Origin of the sequence: Streptomyces hygroscopicus subsp. hygroscopicus, assembly GCF_001553455.1 — a bacterium.
Lineage (GTDB): Bacteria > Actinomycetota > Actinomycetes > Streptomycetales > Streptomycetaceae > Streptomyces > Streptomyces hygroscopicus.
Window position 1 is genome coordinate 25,670 of the sequence record NZ_BBOX01000048.1, and the last position, 17,910, is coordinate 43,579.

The window sequence follows — 17,910 nt, forward strand, 5'->3', positions numbered from 1 at the left end:
GTCTCTCTCACAGAGATCGGGTTGCGCGGTAATGGCCGCGAGTGGTCGGGTGGAGATATGCATCGCGGTGGCGAACTGGGTGAAGGGACTGACGACCGAGGCCCCGAGCGTTCCCGGTCCGGACGCCATCGGCGGGACGAGGCGGGCAGAGCAGGCAGGAGCGGGGGCCGTATGGGGGTGACCTACAAGTACTTCGGCGCGCCTGATGGCGCCACCGCGGCCAGGGTCCCCATCTCGATGCGCCCCGAGGAGCTGGGCGGCGACGAACTCGGCCACGGCATGTTCACGAAGATCAAGCCGGAGACGGTCGCGGCGATGGTCCTCACCGGCATCGAGGGCGTTCCGCTCCACAAGGTCCCGCCGCTCGAACTGGTCGTGCTCCACCCCGACTACGCCGTCGTCAAACTTCCGATGACCGCCGTCGATCCGCTGCGCGGCGTGGGCGAGGAGGCGGTGGGCGCCGCGGCCTTCATCTGGTCCACGGTCCCCGACCGCGGCGGCCCGCGGGACGCGTTCACGGTCTATCAGCTGCTGCACGAATGGCAGGACTTCAGCCACCGGCTGCATGAGGCGGGGCACCAGCCGTACTGTCTGGTGTGGCCCTGAAGGCGGCATCGTCTCAGGTGGTCCTGAAGGCCGCGACGTCTCAGGTGGTCCTTGAGCCCGCACGTCTCAAGTGGTCCTGATCCCACACGTCTCAGGTGGTCCTGCACCGCTCACGCGGTTCCGGGTCCGCGTCCCCTCGTACAGCCCGCATGCAGCCCGAAACCGCGCCGCTCGGGCGATGTGCCGGGCCCCTGGCGGGCGTTGCCGGGCGGGGATCTTGCCACCGGCCGGTCCGCGGGCGGGGCCTACCGCCCGGACGCCGCCCGCAGCAGCCGGAGTTGGCCGATCTCGGCGGCGTTCTTCATCAGCTCGGCGTTCACCCAGGCCGCCATGTGCGCGACGGTGTGCTCGGGATCCCGGTCCCAGGGGAACGGCGCGATCCCGTTCAGGTCCTCCTCGGTGAACCGCTCCAGCACGGCCACCCACTCCCCCCGCAGACCGCGCAGCCACTCGATGGCCGCCTTGCCGTCGCCGGGCCAGGTGATCTCGGTCCGCTCACGTGGCCTCCGACCCCGCGCGTGGTCGATGGTCACGCTCCACCACCAGCCGATATGCCAACTCAGCCATCCGATGGTGGGAACGGGCACGGGATCGGGCTCGGTCTCCGCCCAGTCCGGCGCCCACGCACCGTCGGCGCCCTGACGCACCGTCCAGGAGTGGGTCGCGGGCTCCCACAGGAAGTCCTCGGGTTCCAGCCGCTCCAGGTGGTACTCGAAAAGCGACCACGTCAGGTCGAACTGCCAGCGCAGCAAGGCGGGTCGGGAGGTCGTCGGTCTCGTCATCGGGAGACCCTGGCACACGGCCGGACGTCCGCAAAGGGATTATCGGCCGAGGCGGGGCCCGACAGCCGGGCGCCAGGCCCGCCGGCCGGAAGCCGGTCGTACCCTTCCCCCATGCTCACCGCACGTTCCATCGCTCTGTTCGCCGTGGCCGCCCTCCTGGAGATCGGAGGTGCCTGGCTCGTCTGGCAGGGCGTGCGTGAGCACAGGGGGTGGGCCTGGATCGGCGCCGGGATCGTCGCCCTGGGCGCCTACGGCTTCGTGGCCACGCTCCAGCCGGATGCGGAGTTCGGCCGCATCCTCGCGGCGTACGGCGGCGTTTTCGTCGCCGGATCGCTCGCCTGGGGCATGGTCGCCGACGGCTACCGGCCAGACCGCTTCGATGTCATCGGAGCGCTGATCTGCCTGGCCGGTGTCGCCGTGATCATGTACATGCCTAGGCGGTAAGCGCCGGCCGGCCGTAGCCGCCCTTGCCCTCACGCTCGCCGTGGTTGCCCTGCTGGGCTTCCTTACGCTGCTTGCCCTGCTTGCCGTGGTCGTCGTCCTGTTCCTGCTCCGTACCGAGGACGCAACCGGTGTCCGGGTCGATGTAGACCTCGGTGATGGTGTGGTCGCACTCGACCTCCACGACCCACACCTTCTTGGGCTCCTGCTGGTGCGAGTTCTTGCGCTGGTCGTCCTTGCGCTGCTTGCCCTGCTGCTGGCCGTCGTGGCGCTGCTGGTCCTTGTCCTCCTGCTTGCGGTCGTCCTGGTGCTTGCCCTTGTGCTGCTGGTCGTCCTCGGGGCAGTCCTCCAGCTCGGCGCTGACGGCCTTGCCGCCGACCTCGCACTCGGCGATCTGGATCGCCTCGCCGATCGTCACCGGGGCGTTCCGCTTCTGGTCCTGGTGCTGGTTCTGCTGGTTCTTGTTCTGGTGCTGGTTCTTGTTCTGGTGCTCGTTCTGGTGCTGGTGCTGGTTCTGCTGGTGGTGCTCGTTCTGGTGCTGGTTCTGGTGCTGGTTCTGCTGGTGGTTCTCGTTCTGGTGCTCGTTCTGCTTCTGCTCCTGGCCGTGGTGTGCCTGGTCGTCCTGGTGCGCGGGAGCGGCGACGGGCCGCGCGGCGCTGCGGTCCTGGGACTCCTCACCGGACTGGGCCGCCTTGAACGGCTGGGCCACCTGCTCGACCTGCGCCATCGCGCGCTTCACCAGGTAGCTGTGCCCGTACTTCACGTAGCTGGAGTAGCTGCCGCCACCGTCCTGGCGCCCGTGGTGACCGTTGTCCTCCTGGTTTCCGGCGGCTTCCTGGCGCTCATTGTCGTCATGACGGCTGTTCTCGTCGTGGTTGCCGTTCTCCTTGTGGCCGCTGTTCTCGTCGTAGCGGCTGTTGGAGTCCTTGTTCCCGTTCTCGCCGTGGCCGCCGTTCTCCTCATGGCGGTTGTTCTCGTCATGCCGGTTGTTCTCGCCGTGGTGGCCGTTCTCGTCATGCCGGTTGTTCTCGCCGTGGTGGCCGTTCTCGTCATGGCGGTTGTTCTCGTCATGGCGGTTGTTCTCGCCGTGGTGGCCGTTCTCCTCATGGCGGTTGTTCTCGTCGTGACGGTTGTTCTCGTCATGGCGGTTGTTCTGGTCGTGACGGTTGTTGGAGTCCTTGTTGCCGTTCTCGCCGTGGTGGCCGTTCTCGTGCTGCGCCTTGTTGTCACCGTGCGCCCGGTTCTCGTGGCACGGGTGGTTCGGCGCCGTGTTCGGGCCGGGGGTGCTGCTCGTGGCCCATGCGGCTCCCGGAGCACCGGTGACCAGGGCCGCCGCCGCGATGGCGCCCGCTGAGGCCACGCCCCAACGCCGGAATGAACGACGAGAGCGCTGAAGGAATCTGTTCTGCTGGGTCATTACCTGAATTCACTCCTTGGGCATGGGTGCTCCAACTACCGGCGCCGCGCCGGACGCAGTGCACCCTTCCCCGAGGCCAAGAGCCCGTAGCGGATTCCCATCTTCAGTCCCCCGGTCGGACGTAAATCAGGCCGTCATATCCTGCATATGGATCACGCGCACGCACCACCGTTTGCGCGACGTCGTCACAGGAGGGCCGATGTCCACCCGTACCGCAGTCATCACGGGCGCGAGCAGCGGGATCGGAGCCGCGACCGCGCGCCGTCTGGCGGCCGCCGGATTCCGCGTCGTCCTCGCCGCCCGCCGTAAGGATCGCGTGGAAGCGCTTGCCGCCGAGCTGACCGAGGCGGGGCACGAGGCCGAGGCGTACGTCCTGGACGTCACCGACCGCGCCGCCGTGGAGTCCTTCGCCGCCGGTCTCGACCGCTGCGACGTCCTGGTGAACAACGCGGGCGGCGCGATCGGCACCGAGACCGTCGCCACCGCCGACCCGGCCGACTGGCGGGCGATGTACGAGGTCAACGTCGTGGGCGTGCTCCAGGTGACCCAGGCGCTGCTGCCCGCCCTCACCGCCTCCGGCGACGGCACGATCGTCGTGCTGTCCTCCACGGCGGGCCATGTGGCGTACGAGGGCGGCGGCGGTTACGTGGCCGCAAAGCACGGCGCCCACGCCATCGCGGCCACGCTGCGTCTGGAGCTGTGCGGTGAGCCGGTGCGGGTGATCGAGATCGCGCCGGGCATGGTCAGGACGGACGAGTTCGCGGTGAACCGCTACCGCGGCGACGAGGCCCGGGCCGCGGCCGTCTACGAGGGCGTGGCCGAGCCGCTGACCGCCGACGACGTGGCCGACACGGTCGAGTGGGCGGTCACCCGGCCCTCGCACGTGAACATCGACATGATGGTCATCCGTCCGCGCGCCCAGGCCGCCCAGCACAAGGTCCACCGCGAGCGCTGAGCCCGTCCCCGCCCCCGCCCCGCCCCGTCTCTGCCGAAAACCGCCCCAGCCCCCGCCCCCGTCCTCCGCGGCTCCCCGTAGCCCCGGCCGTAACGCGGTCACAAGGCCCGCCGTCCACCCGTCCGGCCCAGTGCGTGTGCGCCGTCCCGGGGGCGCTCCGATGCTGGGAGCGGCGGTCACTTCGCGGTGGCACCTCACGGTGGAGCGGAGGCGGGTCATGAGGGTTGTCGTCGATCTCAACCGGTGCCAGGGCTATGCGCAGTGCGCCTTCCTCGCACCCGATGTGTTCGCGATGCACGGTGAGGAAGCGCTGCTGTACGACGCGCGGCCGGACGACACGCGGCGCGTGGACGTCCTGCGGGCGGTGGCGGCGTGCCCGGTCAGGGCCATCGCCGTGGAGGGCGCAGGCGGGAAGCGGGCGGCGGACCGGGTGGGTGTCCCCGATGGCGCTTGACGGCTCCCTGGAGCGGCTCAGACGCGAGGGTCACATCGTCGTCGTGGGGGCTTCCCTGGCGGGGCTGCGGGCCGCCGAGACGCTTCGGGAGGAGGGCTTCACCGGCACGCTCACCCTGATCGGTGACGAGCCCTACGAGCCGTACGACCGCCCGCCGCTGTCCAAGCAGGTCCTGCTCGGCCGGGTGCCGGTCGACCATACGGCCCTGCCCCGGCGCCTCGCGATCGACGCACGGTGGCGGTTGGGCGTCGCCGCGACCGGGCTGGACATGGCGGCCAAACGGGTGGCCCTCGCCGATGGCACATCGGTGGAGTACGACCGGCTGCTGATCGCCACCGGTGTGCGCTCCCGTCCGTGGCCGAATGAGCTGGAGGCCGGACTGGACGGCGTCTTCACGCTGCGGACCAGGGACGACGCCGCCCGCTTGGTCCACCGGCTGAGGGCCGGGCCCCGCCGGGTGCTGGTGATCGGCGCCGGATTCACCGGCTCGGAGATCGCCTCCGTCTGCCGCGAGCGGGAGCTGCCCGTCACGGTCGCCGAACGCGGTCCGGCGCCCCTGGTGGGCGCCCTGGGCGGGGTGATCGGCGAGGTGGCGGCCGAGTTGCAGCATGAGCACGGCGTCGATCTGCGCTGCGGGGTGATGGTCACCGGGCTCGAGGGCGACGGTGCGGGCAGGCTGCGGCGGGCCCACTTCTCCGACGGCGACGCGCTGGAGGCGGAGGTGGCCGTCGTCGCTCTGGGGGCGACGCGCAACACCGAATGGCTCGCGGGGTCCGGACTGGCCGCGGGGCCGCGCGGGATCGCCTGCGACGCGGGGTGCCGGGCCTTCGACATACGGGGGATCGTCGCCGACGATGTCTTCGTCGCGGGGGACGTGGCCCGCTCCCCGCATCCGCTGTTCGGCTACCAGTTCCTGTCGCTGGAGCACTGGGGCAACGCGGTCGCGCAGGCCGAGGTCGCGGCGCACAACATGATCAGCCCCGGTGAGCGGCGCCGCCCGCATCTGTGGACGCCGTACTTCTGGTCGGCCCAGTTCGGCGTCAACATCAAGTCCGTCGGGGTCCCCAACATGGCCGACCAGGTCATCGTCAGCCAGGGTTCACTGGGCGAACACCGCTTCACCGCGGCCTACGGCTACCAGGGCCGCGTCATCGCCGCCGTCACCTTCGACCAGGCCAAATGGCTGGAGTTCTACCAGCGGCAGATCGAACAGGCCGCGCCCTTCCCCCCGCCGTTCACCGCCGTCGACCGGCGGCCCGAAGGCATGCGGCCGGTGCCTGCCGGTTTCCCCGACCCCTCAGTGCCCACCCATGGCCCCGAGGTCACCGTCAGCGGCCACTCCCCGACCGACCAGCGCGTCACGTTCACCCCTGCCTGACGCGGGCACCACCGCCTGATGCGGGCACCCCGGCCTGACACAGCCACCACCGCCTGACGCGGGCGCCACCGCCTGACGCCGACACCCGCAGCACCCGCGGCACCCGCGGCACCCGCGGCACCCGGAAGGACTCCACCATGACGTCGGTCTCGCTCCTGGGACAGATCCTCGACCACGCCAACCGCGCCGACCCGTACCCGCTGTACGCCGAGCTCCGCAGGACCCCCGTGGTGCGTGACGAGTTCGGCCCGTACCTGGTCAGCACCTACTGGGAGATCCACAGCCTGCTCCACGACCCCAGGGTCAGCTCCGACGTCCGCCATCTCGCCCCCGAGGCGAGAACCACCGTCAGCACCGACGACCCCGACCTGCCGCCGAGCTTCATCAGACTCGACCCGCCCGACCACGACCGGCTGCGCCGGCTGATCATGCGGACGTACGGCCCTCCGCACACCCCCCGGCGCGTCTACGACCTGCGCGGCGAGATCTCCTCAATCGTCTCCGACCTCATCGACCGCTTCCAGGGGCGGGACCGGATCGACCTGGTCGAGGACTTCTCCTACCCCTTCCCGGTCACCGTGATCTGCCGTCTGCTCGGCGTCCCGCACGAGGACGAGCAGCGCTTCCACGGCTGGGCCGACACCGTGGCCACCGCCATCGAGCCGCCCGTCGGCACGCCCGAGGAGCGGCAGGCCCACCGGGAGGCCGTCCGGGAGGCCCGGCATCAGCTCGCCGCCTATCTCTCCGGCCTGATCGACCAGCGCCGCCGGGCGCCCAGGGACGACATGATCTCCGGCCTGGCCACCGACCGCGGAGCCGACGAGAGCCCGATGTCCCTGCCCGAGATGCTCAGCAACCTCACCCTGCTGCTCATCGCCGGCCATGAGACCACCGTCAACATCATCAGCAACGGAATGCTCACCCTGCTGCGCCACCTCGACGCCCTCGAGCGGCTGCGCGCGGACCCCGACCTGATCTTCCCGCTCGTGGAGGAGCTGCTGCGCTTCGAGCCGCCCGTACAGCTGCTGCCCGAGCGCACCACGCTCGACGACATCGAGATCGCCGGTACCACCATCCCCAAGGGCGCCTCCCTGTGGCTCGTCCCGGCCTCCGGGAACCGGGACCCCCAGCGCTTCCCCGAGCCCGACCGGTTCCGCCCCGACCGCCCGGACAACCAGCACTTCGGCTTCGGCAGCGGCATCCACAACTGCATCGGCGCGCCCCTCGCCCGGCTGGAGGCGCAGGCCGCCCTGACCGAACTCGTCCGCCGGCTGGACAACCCGCGCCTCGTCGAGGACCCGCCCCCTTACCGCCGCAACGCCGTCCTCAGAGGCCCCCGGCACCTGGCCATCGCCTACGACGGCCTCAAGCGATAAAACTCGCGTCCGATGAGAGCCGTGTCCGACAAGGGCCATGTCCGATGAGGGCCATGTCCGACAAGGCCCGCGTCGGACAACGCCCGCGTCCGACAAGGCCCGGGTGTCTCAGCCCTTCACGCAGACCACCTGCTTGAGCCTCGCCACCACCTCGACGAGGTCCCGCTGCTGGTCGATGACCTTCTCGATCGGCTTGTACGCCCCCGGGATCTCGTCCACGACGCCGGAGCCCTTACGGCACTCCACGCCCCGCGTCTGTTCCTCCAGGTCCCGGGTCGTGAAGCGCTTCTTCGCCGCGTTACGGCTCATCTTCCGGCCCGCGCCGTGCGAGGCGGAGTTGAACGACGCCTCGTTCCCCAGACCGCGCACGATGTAGGACCCCGTGCCCATCGAGCCCGGGATGATCCCGTAGTCCCCGCTTCCGGCGCGGATGGCGCCCTTACGGGTCACGAGAAGGTCCATGCCCTCGTAGCGCTCCTCGGCGACGTAGTTGTGGTGGCAGGAGATCACCGGCTCAAAGACCGGGCGGGCCTTCGTGAACTCCTTGCGCACGATGTCCTGGAGGAGCGCCATCATGATCGCGCGGTTGTACTTCGCGTACTCCTGTGCCCAGAAGAGATCGTGCCGGTACGCCGCCATCTGCGGGGTGTCCGCGATGAACACGGCCAGGTCGCGGTCGACCAGATTCTGGTTGTGCGGCAGCTTCCGGGCCTCGCCGATGTGGTACTCGGCCAGCTCCTTGCCGATGTTGCGGGAGCCGGAGTGCAGCATCAGCCAGACCGAACCCTCGTCGTCCAGGCAGAGCTCGATGAAGTGGTTACCGGATCCGAGCGAACCCATCTGCTTGACGGCCCGCTCCTGGCGGAACCTGACCGCTTCGGCCACTCCCCCGAACCGGTTCCAGAAGTCGTCCCACCCCGCCGTCGGGAACGCGTGCAGCCGCCCCGGGTCCACCGGGTCGTCGTGCATCCCGCGCCCCACCGGGATCGCCCGCTCGATCCGGGACCGCAGCCGGGAGAGGTCCCCCGGAAGGTCGTCGGCGGTCAGCGAGGTCTTGACCGCCGACATCCCGCAGCCGATGTCCACACCGACCGCCGCCGGGCACACCGCGCCCGCCATCGCGATCACCGAGCCGACCGTGGCACCCTTCCCGTAGTGCACGTCCGGCATCACGGCAAGCCCCTTGATCCAGGGCAGTGTGGCCACGTTCCGCAGCTGCTGCATGGCCACGCCCTCGACCGTCGAGGGGTCGGTCCACATCCGGATCGGCACCTGGGCCCCGGGCACCTCGACATACGACATGACGTACTCATTCCCCCGTAAAAGACAGAAAACGCAAAAACCGGGCCAATGCCCCATAGGCGGCGGGTGCCCGGCAGGCACGGCAGTGCGTGCGGTAGACATTGTCTCCAGCCACCGCCTGCGGGCGGCAAGCAGTTTTCCGTCGCTCGAAGGGACACGGACAGTGCAGCCAGCGCAGCGAAGGGCCTACGGACGGCGGGCCACCCCGGCCGTCGCCGCGCTCATCACCGTGCTCGCCGCCGCGGGACTCGGCGGATGCACCGGCTCCGACGCGAAGCCCGGCACGGACGACGGCGCCTCCGGCGACTCCGGGACGGCCGTGTCGGCCGAGCCCGGCCGGTACCGCACCCTGCCCGAGGCGTGCGGCGCGGTCGGCCGCAAAACCCTCCAGACCCTGCTGCCCGGCGCCGAGCAGGACGACAGGGTGTACGACGGCCAGGCCGCCGTGACCTACGACATAGACCGGCGGGACGGTTGCCGCTGGAAGCTGGAGACCGCGAGCGGCACGCGCTATCTGACGATCGACTTCCAGCGCGTGGTCTCGTACGACCCCTCGGTCAGCGACGACGACCGGGCCCAGGCGGCCTACGAGAAGAAGGCCGCCGCCGCCCACATCCCGGCCGCCACGGGCTCCCCCTCGGCCTCCTCCAGCGCACGGACCAAAGGCGGCGCGTCCGGCGGCAGCGGCTCCTCCTCCCCCTCCGGCTCGGGTTCCGCCGCGGCGGGTGAGACCGGCAAGGGCGACAAGGGCAGCAAGGACAACAAGAGCGGCAAGAACGACACAGGGGACAAAGGCGACAAGAAGTCCGGAACCCCGTCAACGGATGCCGGTGCGAGCGGTGGAAGTGACCAAACCGACACCGCCCCGCAGGACACCGCCCCGCGACGGCTGGACGATCTCGGCGACGACGCCTTTCTCGACGACCAACTGATCACCAAGGACTCGGGGATCCACCGTGACATCACCCTCGTGTTCCGGTCCTCGAATGTGATTGCCACCATTGAGTACGACCAGTGGACGACCGACACGAAGCGCATTCCCAGCAGCCAGGAACTCCAGGAAAACGCCCAGGACTTGGCCGATGAGCTGACCGGTCGCCTCAACGAATAGCGGGTCCTCGCCGCGCCCCGCGAGCCCTTGCTCCATAACCCGCGGAGACCTCGGAAATTGGGACGCCCGCGCGTCGGCCGCGTACCGTGCCGACTAATGACGCGGGCGGCACGTCCGCCCATCGACAGAGAATGAGCGAAGGACCCATGCACCGTTCAGCCCCGCGACTCGCCCGAATACTCGCCTGCGCGACCGTACCGGTGGTGCTCGTCGCCGGCTGCTCCTCCGGTTCGGACAACAAGGACAAGAAGGACGCGGAGGGGTCGGCGAGACCCACCTCGTCCAGTCCCTCACCCACCATCGCGGCCGCGAAGTTCGGCAAGCTCCCCGATGTGTGCTCCACGCTCTCCGGGAAGACGATCGACTCGCTCGTCCCCAAGGCGCAGTCCAAGAAGGGCAAGGCCCTTCCCTCGGCCGACACCAACTCGTCCGCCAGCTGCCTGTGGAGCGGCCTCGACGGGTTCAAGTACCGCTCGCTGACCGTCTCCCTCAAGCTGTTCCACTCCGACCCGCAGCTCGGCTCCGGCGACCGGCGCGCCGGGGAGTACGCCGCCCAGCAGGCGAGCAAGGCCGCCACCGCCGGCAAGGTGACCGACCCCAAGACCGAGAAGGTCACGGGCATCGGTGACGAGGCGACCACGGTCAGCACCAAGGAGAAGAAGGACGGCGACGACTTCCGCGACCAGACGGTCGTGGCCCGCACCGCCAACGTCGTCATCACCCTCGAATACGACGGCGCCGGCTATGAGACCGCCAAGACCCCGGACGCCGCCGCGCTGCTCAAGGACGCCAAGTCCGCCGCCAAGGAGGTCGTCGGCTCCGTCGAGAAGGGCGCCAAGAGCGGCGCCTGACCGCCCGACCGCCCCCTTCCCGCCCACGGCCCCCGATGTGTGTGCGACGCTGAGGCGGCTGTCGCCGAGGACGGGGAGGGGTCGCGGGTGGCCGCGATGCAACTGACACGGATGCACCGAATACTGGCCGGGGTGGTCGTCACCGGAGCGGTGGTGATCGCCGGGATCGGCTTCGCCGGTTCCTACGCCGCGGTGCGCGATCTCGCCATCGACAAGGGGTTCGGCCGGTTCGCCAATGTCTTTCCGATCGGCATCGACGCCGGGATCGTGGTCCTGCTCGCGCTGGACCTGCTGCTCACCTGGATCCGCATCCCCTTCCCGCTGCTGCGCCAGACCGCCTGGCTGCTGACCGCGGCCACCATCGCCTTCAACGGCGCGGCCGCCTGGCCGGACCCGGTCGGCGTCGGGATGCACGCCGTGATCCCGATCCTCTTCGTCGTCTCCGTCGAGGCCGCCCGGCACGCCGTCGGCCGGATCGCCGACATCACCGCCGACCGGCACATGGAGTCGGTCCGCATCGCCCGCTGGCTGCTCGCGCCGGTGCCCACCTTCCGGCTGTGGCGCCGGATGAAGCTGTGGGAGCTGCGCAGTTACGAAGAGGTCATCAGGCTGGAGCAGGACCGGCTGGTCTACCAGGCCCGGCTGCGGGCCCGCTACGGGCGGTCCTGGCGCCGCAAGGCGCCCGTGGAATCCCTGATGCCGCTGCGGCTGGCGCGGTACGGGGTGCCGCTGGCGGACACCGCCCCGGCCGGGCTCGCGGCGGCCGGTCTGGAGCCGTCCGCGGTGTCGCCGGCCGCGCTCCCCTCGGGCCGGAAGGACACCGCGGACGAGACCGGGCAGAAGGGCGCTTCCGCGGGGGCGCCGGCGGGCGCGTACGGCACGCCCGGGGCTCTGGCCGGTGTGGGCGGGACCGGCCCCGCCGCCGGGCCGCAGCAGCCCCAGGCGCAGGAGCTGCCGCTGTCACTGCCGCTGCCGGTGTACCAGCAGCCGGCCGGGCAGGCCCATGACGGCCGGACCGCCGTGCCCGTCGACCCGGCCGCCGGCCACCCCGCGCCGGACGCGGAGCAGGCGCCGCCGGCCCCGCGTCCGGACGAGCGGGCCCCGGACCAGGCGGTGCGGCCCGAGCAGCTCCAGCAACCCCAGCCCGAACAACCCCAGCAGCCCCAGCAGCCCGGGCCCCAGCCTCAGCAACTCCAGCAGCCCGAGCCCCAGCAGCCCCAGCTGACCGTGCCAGTCGGGCCCGGCGGCCGGGTGCGGCCGCTCGGCGGTGAGCGCGTGGGGAGCCAGCAGGGCGTGTACGTCCCCGAGCAGCGCGAGCCGGAGCGGTACGCGTACCAGGAGCGGCCGGAGCAGCCGCTGAACCAGCTGCCGGACGACGTCCCGCGGGAGGAGGTCTACTACGCCACCTTCCGGCAGTTCCTCGCCGACCACAGCCGGTTCCCCTCGGCGTACCAGTTCGGGCAGCGGCTGCGCGAGGCGTACGGCGTGAGTGACCTCAGCAACAGCGAGCTGGCCGCGTACGTCGACGACTTCAAGGAGCGCGTCCGCCTGGAGCGGGAGGCGGAGACCATCCCGTAAGGAGCGGCGGACAGATTCCGCCCGGCGACCGGGGGCGGGACGCCGGGCGGCGGCCGGGAGGCCACCCGCCCGGCGCCCGGGAGCCCGGGGTCAGGCCGCGAGCAGCTTGCGCACCCGGTCCGCCCCCACCGCCAGCAGCAGCGTGGGCAGCCGCGGACCGGTGTCCCGCCCGACCAGCAGGGTGTAGAGCAGCGCGAAGAACGACCGCTGGGCGACCTTCAGCTCCGGCGTCGGCTTGGCGTCCGGCGACAGCCCCGCCTGGATCTTGGGCACCCCGTAGACCAGCGTGGTGAGTCCGTCCAGCGACCAGTGGTCGTCCAGGCCGTCGAGCAGCAGCCGCAGCGACTCCCGCTCGGTCTCGCTCAGCGCGGCCAGCCGCTCGGTGTCCGGCTCGTCCCGGACCCGGGTGCGCTGGTCGGCCGGGACCTGGGTGGTGATCCAGCGCTCGGCCTTGTCGAGCCGGGGCCGGGTCTCCTCCAGGGACTTCACCGGGTTGTCCGGGTCGAGTTCGCTGAGGATGCGCAGCGTCTGCTCGTCATGGCCGGTGGTGATGTCCACCACCGAGGCCAGCATGCGGTACGGCAGCGGGCGCGGGGTGCGCGGCAGCTCGCCGGCGGCGGTGCGGGTCGCGCGGCTGTAGGCAGCCGCGTCCCCGGGCTGGGCCGTGGACTCGGTGATCTTCCGCTCCAGCGCGTCCCACTCGTCGTAGGTCCGCTGGATCTCCTGGTCGAAGGCGATCTTGAAGGACTGGTTGGGCCGGCGGCGGGCGTACAGCCAGCGCAGCAGCGGCGCCTCCATGATCTCCAGGGCGTCGGCCGGAGTGGGCACACCGCCCTTGGAGGACGACATCTTGGCCATGCCGCTGATGCCCACGAAGGCGTACATCGGGCCGATGGGCTGCTCCCCGCCGAAGACCTCACGGACGATCTGGCCGCCGACCACGAAGGACGAGCCCGGCGAGGAGTGGTCGACGCCCGAGGGCTCGAAGACGACGCCCTCGTACGCCCAGCGCATCGGCCAGTCGACCTTCCAGACCAGCTTGCCGCGGTTGTGCTCGCTGAGCAGGACGGTCTCGCCGTGGCCGCACACGCATGCGTAGGTCAGCGCGGTGGTCTCGTCGTCGTACGCGGTCACCGTGGTGAGATCGCGCTCGCAGACCGAGCAGTAGGGCTTGTACGGGTAGTAGCCCGCGGCGCCCGCGCTGCCGTCGTCCTCGGCGGCCGCGCCCGAGCCCTCGGCGGCGGCCAGCTCGGCCTCGTCGACCGGCTTCTGCTGCTGCTTGGCGGGCTTCTTCGCGCCCGGCTTGTCCTTGGTGCGGTACCGGTCCAGGACGGCGTCGATCTCCCGGCGGTGGCGCATCGCGTGCAGGATCTGCTCGCGGTACGCGCCCGAGGTGTACTTCTCCGTCTGGCTGATGCCGTGGAACTCGATGCCCAGCTGGCGCAGCGCCTCGATCATCGGCGCCTTGAAGTGCTCCGCCCAGTTCGCGTGACCGGAGCCGGGCGGGGCGGGGACCGAGGTCAGCGGCTTGCCGATGTGCTCGGACCAGGACGGGTCGATCCCGGCCGGGACCTTGCGATACCGGTCGTAGTCGTCCCAGGACAGGATGTGGACGCATGGGTATCCGCGGCGCCGGATCTCGTCGGCGACCAGGTGCGGGGTCATGACCTCGCGCAGATTGCCGAGGTGGATCGGGCCGGACGGGCTGAGGCCCGAGGCGCAGACGATCGGTTTGCCGGGGGCGCGACGCTCCGCCTCGGCAATGACCTCGTCGGCGAATCGGGAGACCCAGTCGGTCTCGGTGCTCTGAGCCACGGTCGGCACTTCCTTCCTTGCGGTCATGGCACGCCCATTGTCCCAGACGGAAGGGGCCCCTCCGGAGTTACCCACAGGCCCCCCGGTTGTCCACAGGCCGGGAAAAGCGTTGGACCCGCCGTGAAATACTGGGTTTGCCCATACCACCACTATCGGAATGGCACCTCATCCATGGCTTCGGTCCCTTCCCTCGCCGCTACGGTCCACCAGCGCGTCGCCGACGCCCTCTCGGCCGCCCTGCCGGAGGCGGGCTCCGCCGACCCGCTGCTGCGACGAAGCGACCGGGCCGACTTCCAGGCCAACGGGATGCTGGCGCTGGCCAAGAAGCTCAAGGGAAACCCCCGGGAGCTGGCCTCCAAGGTCGTGGCGCACCTTCCGGTCGCCGCCACCTCGGCCGACCCCGACCCGGTGATCGCGGACATCGAGGTCTCCGGCCCCGGCTTCCTCAACATCTCGATCGCCGACTCCGCGATCACCGCGACCCTCGCCGCCCGCGCCGCCGACGAGCGCCTCGGCGTGCCGTACGCGGAGGCGCCCGGCACCACGGTGATCGACTACGCCCAGCCGAACGTGGCCAAGGAGATGCACGTCGGCCATCTGCGCTCGGCGGTGATCGGCGACGCGGTGGTGCGGATCCTGGAGTTCGCGGGCGAGAAGGTGATCCGGCGCCACCACATCGGCGACTGGGGCACCCAGTTCGGCATGCTCATCCAGTACCTGATCGAGCACCCGCACGAGCTGGACCACAAGGACGCCGCCTCCGGCCAGGAGGCCATGTCCAATCTGAACCGGCTCTACAAGGCGGCGCGGGCGCTCTTCGACTCCGACCCGGAGTTCAAGGAGCGGTCCCGGCGGCGGGTGGTGGACCTTCAGGCGGGCGACGAGGAGACCATCGCCCTGTGGCGGAAGTTCGTGGACGAGTCGAAGATCTACTTCTACTCGGTCTTCGACAAGCTCGACATCGAGATCCGCGACCCCGATGTGGTCGGCGAGTCGGGTTACAACGACATGCTGGCCGAGACCTGCCGGCTGCTGGAGGAGTCCGGCGTCGCCGTGCGCTCCGAGGGTGCCCTGTGCGTCTTCTTCGACGACATCAAGGGCCCCGAGGGCAATCCGGTGCCGCTGATCGTCCAGAAGTCCGACGGCGGCTTCGGCTACGCGGCCACCGACCTGTCCGCGATCCGCGACCGGGTGCGGAACCTGAAGGCCGACACCCTGCTGTACGTGGTGGACGCCCGTCAGTCGCTGCACTTCAAGATGGTCTTCGAGACGGCCCGCCGGATCGGCTGGCTGGGTGACCGGGTGCACGCCGTCCAGCTCGCCTTCGGCACGGTCCTGGGCAAGGACGGCAAGCCGTTCAAGACCCGCGAGGGCGAGACCGTCCGGCTGGAGGACCTGCTGGACGAGGCGACCGAGCGGGCGGCGGCCGTGGTCCGCGAGAAGAGCGAGAAGCTCGGCCTCACCGAGGAGGAGATCCTCGAGCGCGGTGCCCAGGTCGGCATCGGCGCGGTGAAGTACGCCGACCTGTCCACCTCCGCGTCGCGTGACTACAAGTTCGACCTCGACCAGATGGTCTCGCTCAACGGCGACACCTCGGTCTATCTGCAGTACGCGTACGCCCGGATCCAGTCGATCCTGCGCCGCGCCGAGGAGGGTCAGCGGCCGCTGGCCCACCCCGAGCTGCCGCTGGCCCCGGCCGAGCGGGCGCTGGGCCTGCACCTCGACCAGTTCGGGGAGACGCTGCGCGATGTGGCCGCGGGGTTCGAGCCGCACAAGCTGGCCGGGTATCTGTACCAGCTGGCCTCGCTCTACACGACCTTCTACGACCAGTGCCCGGTCCTGAAGGCGGAGGGCGGCCCGGCCCAGGTGGAGAACCGCCTCTTCCTGTGCGACATCACGGCGCGGACGCTGCGGCAGGGCATGACCCTGCTGGGCATCCGCACCCCCGAGCGCCTCTGACGCGACCGAACGCGGAAGCGCCCCGCCCCCGGTGCCGGGGGCGGGGCGCTTCCGCGTTCCCCCCGGAGTCCACCGGGCAGCGCCGGACCGCACGGCTCAGGGCAGCTCCGGGCCACAGCGCTCAGGGCGGCGCCGGGCCGCGGCGCTCAGAGGCGGGGCAGCATCTCAGGGGCAGCGCCTCAGGGGCAGCGCAGATCGCGCTTCGGCAGTTCGCCGGTCAGCAGGAAGTCCGTCACCCGCCGGTCCGCGCAGTCGCTGCCGTGGTTCACCCGGTAGGCCGCGCCGTGCCCCATCGCGTCCACGCTGACCATCCGGGCCCGGTCTCGATAGGCGCGCCGCAGCTCGAGCGCCCCGCGGTACGGGGTGGCCACATCGCGCGTGTTCTGCACCAGCAGGACGTTCGACGGGCCCTGACCGGTGATCCGCACCGGCTTGTCCCGCGGCTTGTCGTGCCAGAACGCACAGGTGGTGACGTTCACCGGCATCCCAGCGGTCAGCGGGTGGCTCGTACGGCTGGCGGCGACGTCCCGCGCGTAGGCGGTCAGGGAGGTGGGCCACTCCACGTCGTTGCAGATGGTCGCGAGGGACACGGCCGCGATGTCCTGGGTGGGGTCGGCCGGTGCCGCGTCGGGCACCTTGCCGGCGTCCGCGTCGACGATCAGCTTGGCCAGGTCCTCGAAGGTGTCCGGGGAGTACAGGGCGCTCAGCATGCTCTGGCGGAGCACATTGCCGTTCAGCTCGGGCGGGTTGGCGCCGGGCCACGGCAGCGGGTTCGCGTCCAGCCGGGCGGCGAGGGCCAGGACCCGGCGGCGCACCCCGTCGGGGGTCCCGGCGAGCCGGACGGGGCTGCCGGGGGCGGAGGCCCAGGCGGCGAAGTCGGGGAAGGTGTCCTCGACGCCGACGGCGTAGTTGGCGAGCCAGCCGCGCTCCACCCGCTCCGGGTCCGGGTCGTCGTTGCTGTCCAGCACCCAGCGGTCGGTGTGCTCGGGGAACATCTGGGCGTAGACGGAGCCCACGTACGTCCCGTAGGAGACGCCCCACGCGGACAGCTTCCGCTCGCCGAGCGCCCGGCGGATGCTGTCGATGTCCCGTGCCTCGTTGACGGTGCTGAGGGTGCGCAGCAGGTCACCGCCGTTGCGGGCGCAGGTGTCGGCGATGCGGCGGCCGGTGGTGACGTTCTCCGTGATGTCCCCGCCGGGGGCGGGCCAGGGCCGGGAGGCGAGCAGCGACAGATCGGCGGGGGCCAGATCGCATCCGGCGTGCGTGGACCGCCCCAGACCGCGCGGATCGAAGCTGACGATGTCGTACGCGTCCCGCACCGACCGCGGCAGCCGCTTGCCGAGCGTGGTGGGCCGGTCCAGGCCCGGCGACCCCGGGCCGCCCGGGATCAGCAGCAGCGTGCCCCGGCGGGCCCGCGGCCGCTCGCTGGGGACGCGGGAGACCGCGAGGGAGATCCGCTCGCCGCCGGGATCGCGGTAGTCCAGCGGCACCTTCAGCGTGGCGCATTCCTGACGGGGGTCGAGTCCGGTGCCCTCGCAGGCCCCCCAGCCGAGCGCGGTGGCGGTCGGGCCGGTCTGCCGCCGCGGGGTCGCGTCCGCGGCGGACATGGTGCTGCCCAGGAGGGAGGCGGTGGCGGCGGTGGCGAGGGCCAGGACGGCGGTTCTGCCGGTCGTCAGTCTCATGGCCGCAAGCCTCGTGGAACCGGTCGTCCGTTCCCATCCGGGCAACCGGCCGCCCGGCCCGGGGGATAACCCCCCAGGGGGATCGTCAGGCGTACCGTCGCGCACGTAGCATTCAGGACAGATTTCCCGGACCGGGACAACCTCTCGCCGTCCCAGCCCGTCCAACTCCGTGCACCTTCGTACATCACCTTTCATCGACGGAC

General features: G+C 71.0%; 15 protein-coding genes. 10 read left to right on the forward strand and 5 right to left on the reverse strand.

What is annotated here, in order from left to right; genetic code table 11:
• Positions 1-57: 57 nt before the first annotated feature.
• A complete protein-coding gene (locus tag AXW62_RS06305) occupies positions 58-606 on the forward strand; it encodes a hypothetical protein (protein WP_078962110.1) in 549 nt (182 codons plus the stop codon).
• A gap of 245 nt (positions 607-851) precedes the next feature.
• Here AXW62_RS06305 and AXW62_RS06310 read toward each other — a convergent pair whose 3' ends face one another.
• On the reverse strand, positions 852-1,388 hold the full coding sequence (locus AXW62_RS06310) for a DinB family protein (protein WP_060943615.1): 537 nt from the start codon (positions 1,386-1,388) through the stop codon (positions 852-854).
• A 111-nt stretch (positions 1,389-1,499) separates the two neighbouring features.
• Here AXW62_RS06310 and AXW62_RS06315 point away from each other — a divergent pair, with 111 nt between their 5' ends.
• Positions 1,500-1,832, forward strand: a complete 333-nt coding sequence (locus AXW62_RS06315; RefSeq protein WP_030834786.1) for a YnfA family protein — start codon at positions 1,500-1,502, stop codon at positions 1,830-1,832.
• On the opposite strand, the gene AXW62_RS43785 is transcribed toward AXW62_RS06315, so the two are convergent.
• Positions 1,822-3,189 (reverse strand): PepSY domain-containing protein, encoded by a 1,368-nt coding sequence (locus tag AXW62_RS43785; protein ID WP_060943616.1) that lies wholly within the window; start codon positions 3,187-3,189, stop codon positions 1,822-1,824. The two genes, AXW62_RS06315 and AXW62_RS43785, sit on opposite strands and share 11 nt — an antisense overlap.
• Positions 3,190-3,445: 256 nt before the next feature.
• Between AXW62_RS43785 and AXW62_RS06325 the strand changes: the two genes are divergently transcribed.
• The 4 genes from AXW62_RS06325 (at position 3,446) to AXW62_RS06340 (ending at position 7,409) form a co-directional block, all read left to right on the forward strand.
• A complete protein-coding gene (locus tag AXW62_RS06325; protein ID WP_060943617.1) occupies positions 3,446-4,201 on the forward strand; it encodes an SDR family NAD(P)-dependent oxidoreductase in 756 nt (251 codons plus the stop codon).
• A gap of 217 nt (positions 4,202-4,418) precedes the next feature.
• A complete protein-coding gene (locus AXW62_RS06330) occupies positions 4,419-4,655 on the forward strand; it encodes a ferredoxin (RefSeq protein WP_030834779.1) in 237 nt (78 codons plus the stop codon).
• Complete coding sequence (locus AXW62_RS06335; protein ID WP_060943618.1) at positions 4,645-6,033, forward strand: NAD(P)/FAD-dependent oxidoreductase; 1,389 nt, start codon at positions 4,645-4,647, stop codon at positions 6,031-6,033. Before AXW62_RS06330 ends, AXW62_RS06335 begins: the two co-directional genes overlap by 11 nt.
• Before the next feature lie 137 nt (positions 6,034-6,170).
• Complete coding sequence (locus AXW62_RS06340; RefSeq protein WP_060943619.1) at positions 6,171-7,409, forward strand: cytochrome P450; 1,239 nt, start codon at positions 6,171-6,173, stop codon at positions 7,407-7,409.
• 108 nt (positions 7,410-7,517) lie between these two features.
• Here AXW62_RS06340 and AXW62_RS06345 read toward each other — a convergent pair whose 3' ends face one another.
• Positions 7,518-8,711 (reverse strand): RtcB family protein, encoded by a 1,194-nt coding sequence (locus AXW62_RS06345; RefSeq protein WP_060943620.1) that lies wholly within the window; start codon positions 8,709-8,711, stop codon positions 7,518-7,520.
• Between the two features lie 163 nt (positions 8,712-8,874).
• On the opposite strand from AXW62_RS06345, the gene AXW62_RS06350 reads away from it, so the two are divergent.
• The 3 genes from AXW62_RS06350 (at position 8,875) to AXW62_RS06360 (ending at position 12,251) form a co-directional block, all read left to right on the forward strand.
• Complete coding sequence (locus AXW62_RS06350; protein ID WP_060943621.1) at positions 8,875-9,822, forward strand: hypothetical protein; 948 nt, start codon at positions 8,875-8,877, stop codon at positions 9,820-9,822.
• Positions 9,823-9,968: 146 nt separating this feature from the next.
• Positions 9,969-10,673 carry a hypothetical protein gene (locus AXW62_RS06355; RefSeq protein ID WP_030834768.1) on the forward strand — a complete coding sequence of 235 codons (705 nt, stop codon included), beginning with the start codon at positions 9,969-9,971 and terminating at the stop codon, positions 10,671-10,673.
• A gap of 96 nt (positions 10,674-10,769) precedes the next feature.
• Positions 10,770-12,251, forward strand: a complete 1,482-nt coding sequence (locus AXW62_RS06360; RefSeq protein ID WP_107406234.1) for a DUF2637 domain-containing protein — start codon at positions 10,770-10,772, stop codon at positions 12,249-12,251.
• 90 nt (positions 12,252-12,341) lie between these two features.
• Here the strand turns inward: AXW62_RS06360 and lysS are convergent, their stop codons facing one another.
• A complete protein-coding gene (gene lysS, locus AXW62_RS06365; protein ID WP_060943623.1) occupies positions 12,342-14,093 on the reverse strand; it encodes a lysine--tRNA ligase in 1,752 nt (583 codons plus the stop codon).
• Between the two features lie 144 nt (positions 14,094-14,237).
• On the opposite strand from lysS, the gene argS reads away from it, so the two are divergent.
• Positions 14,238-16,025 (forward strand): arginine--tRNA ligase, encoded by a 1,788-nt coding sequence (gene argS, locus AXW62_RS06370; RefSeq protein WP_060943624.1) that lies wholly within the window; start codon positions 14,238-14,240, stop codon positions 16,023-16,025.
• 179 nt (positions 16,026-16,204) lie between these two features.
• Here the strand turns inward: argS and AXW62_RS06375 are convergent, their stop codons facing one another.
• Positions 16,205-17,707, reverse strand: a complete 1,503-nt coding sequence (locus AXW62_RS06375) for an alpha/beta hydrolase (RefSeq protein ID WP_060943625.1) — start codon at positions 17,705-17,707, stop codon at positions 16,205-16,207.
• Between the last annotated feature and the right edge of the window lie 203 nt (positions 17,708-17,910).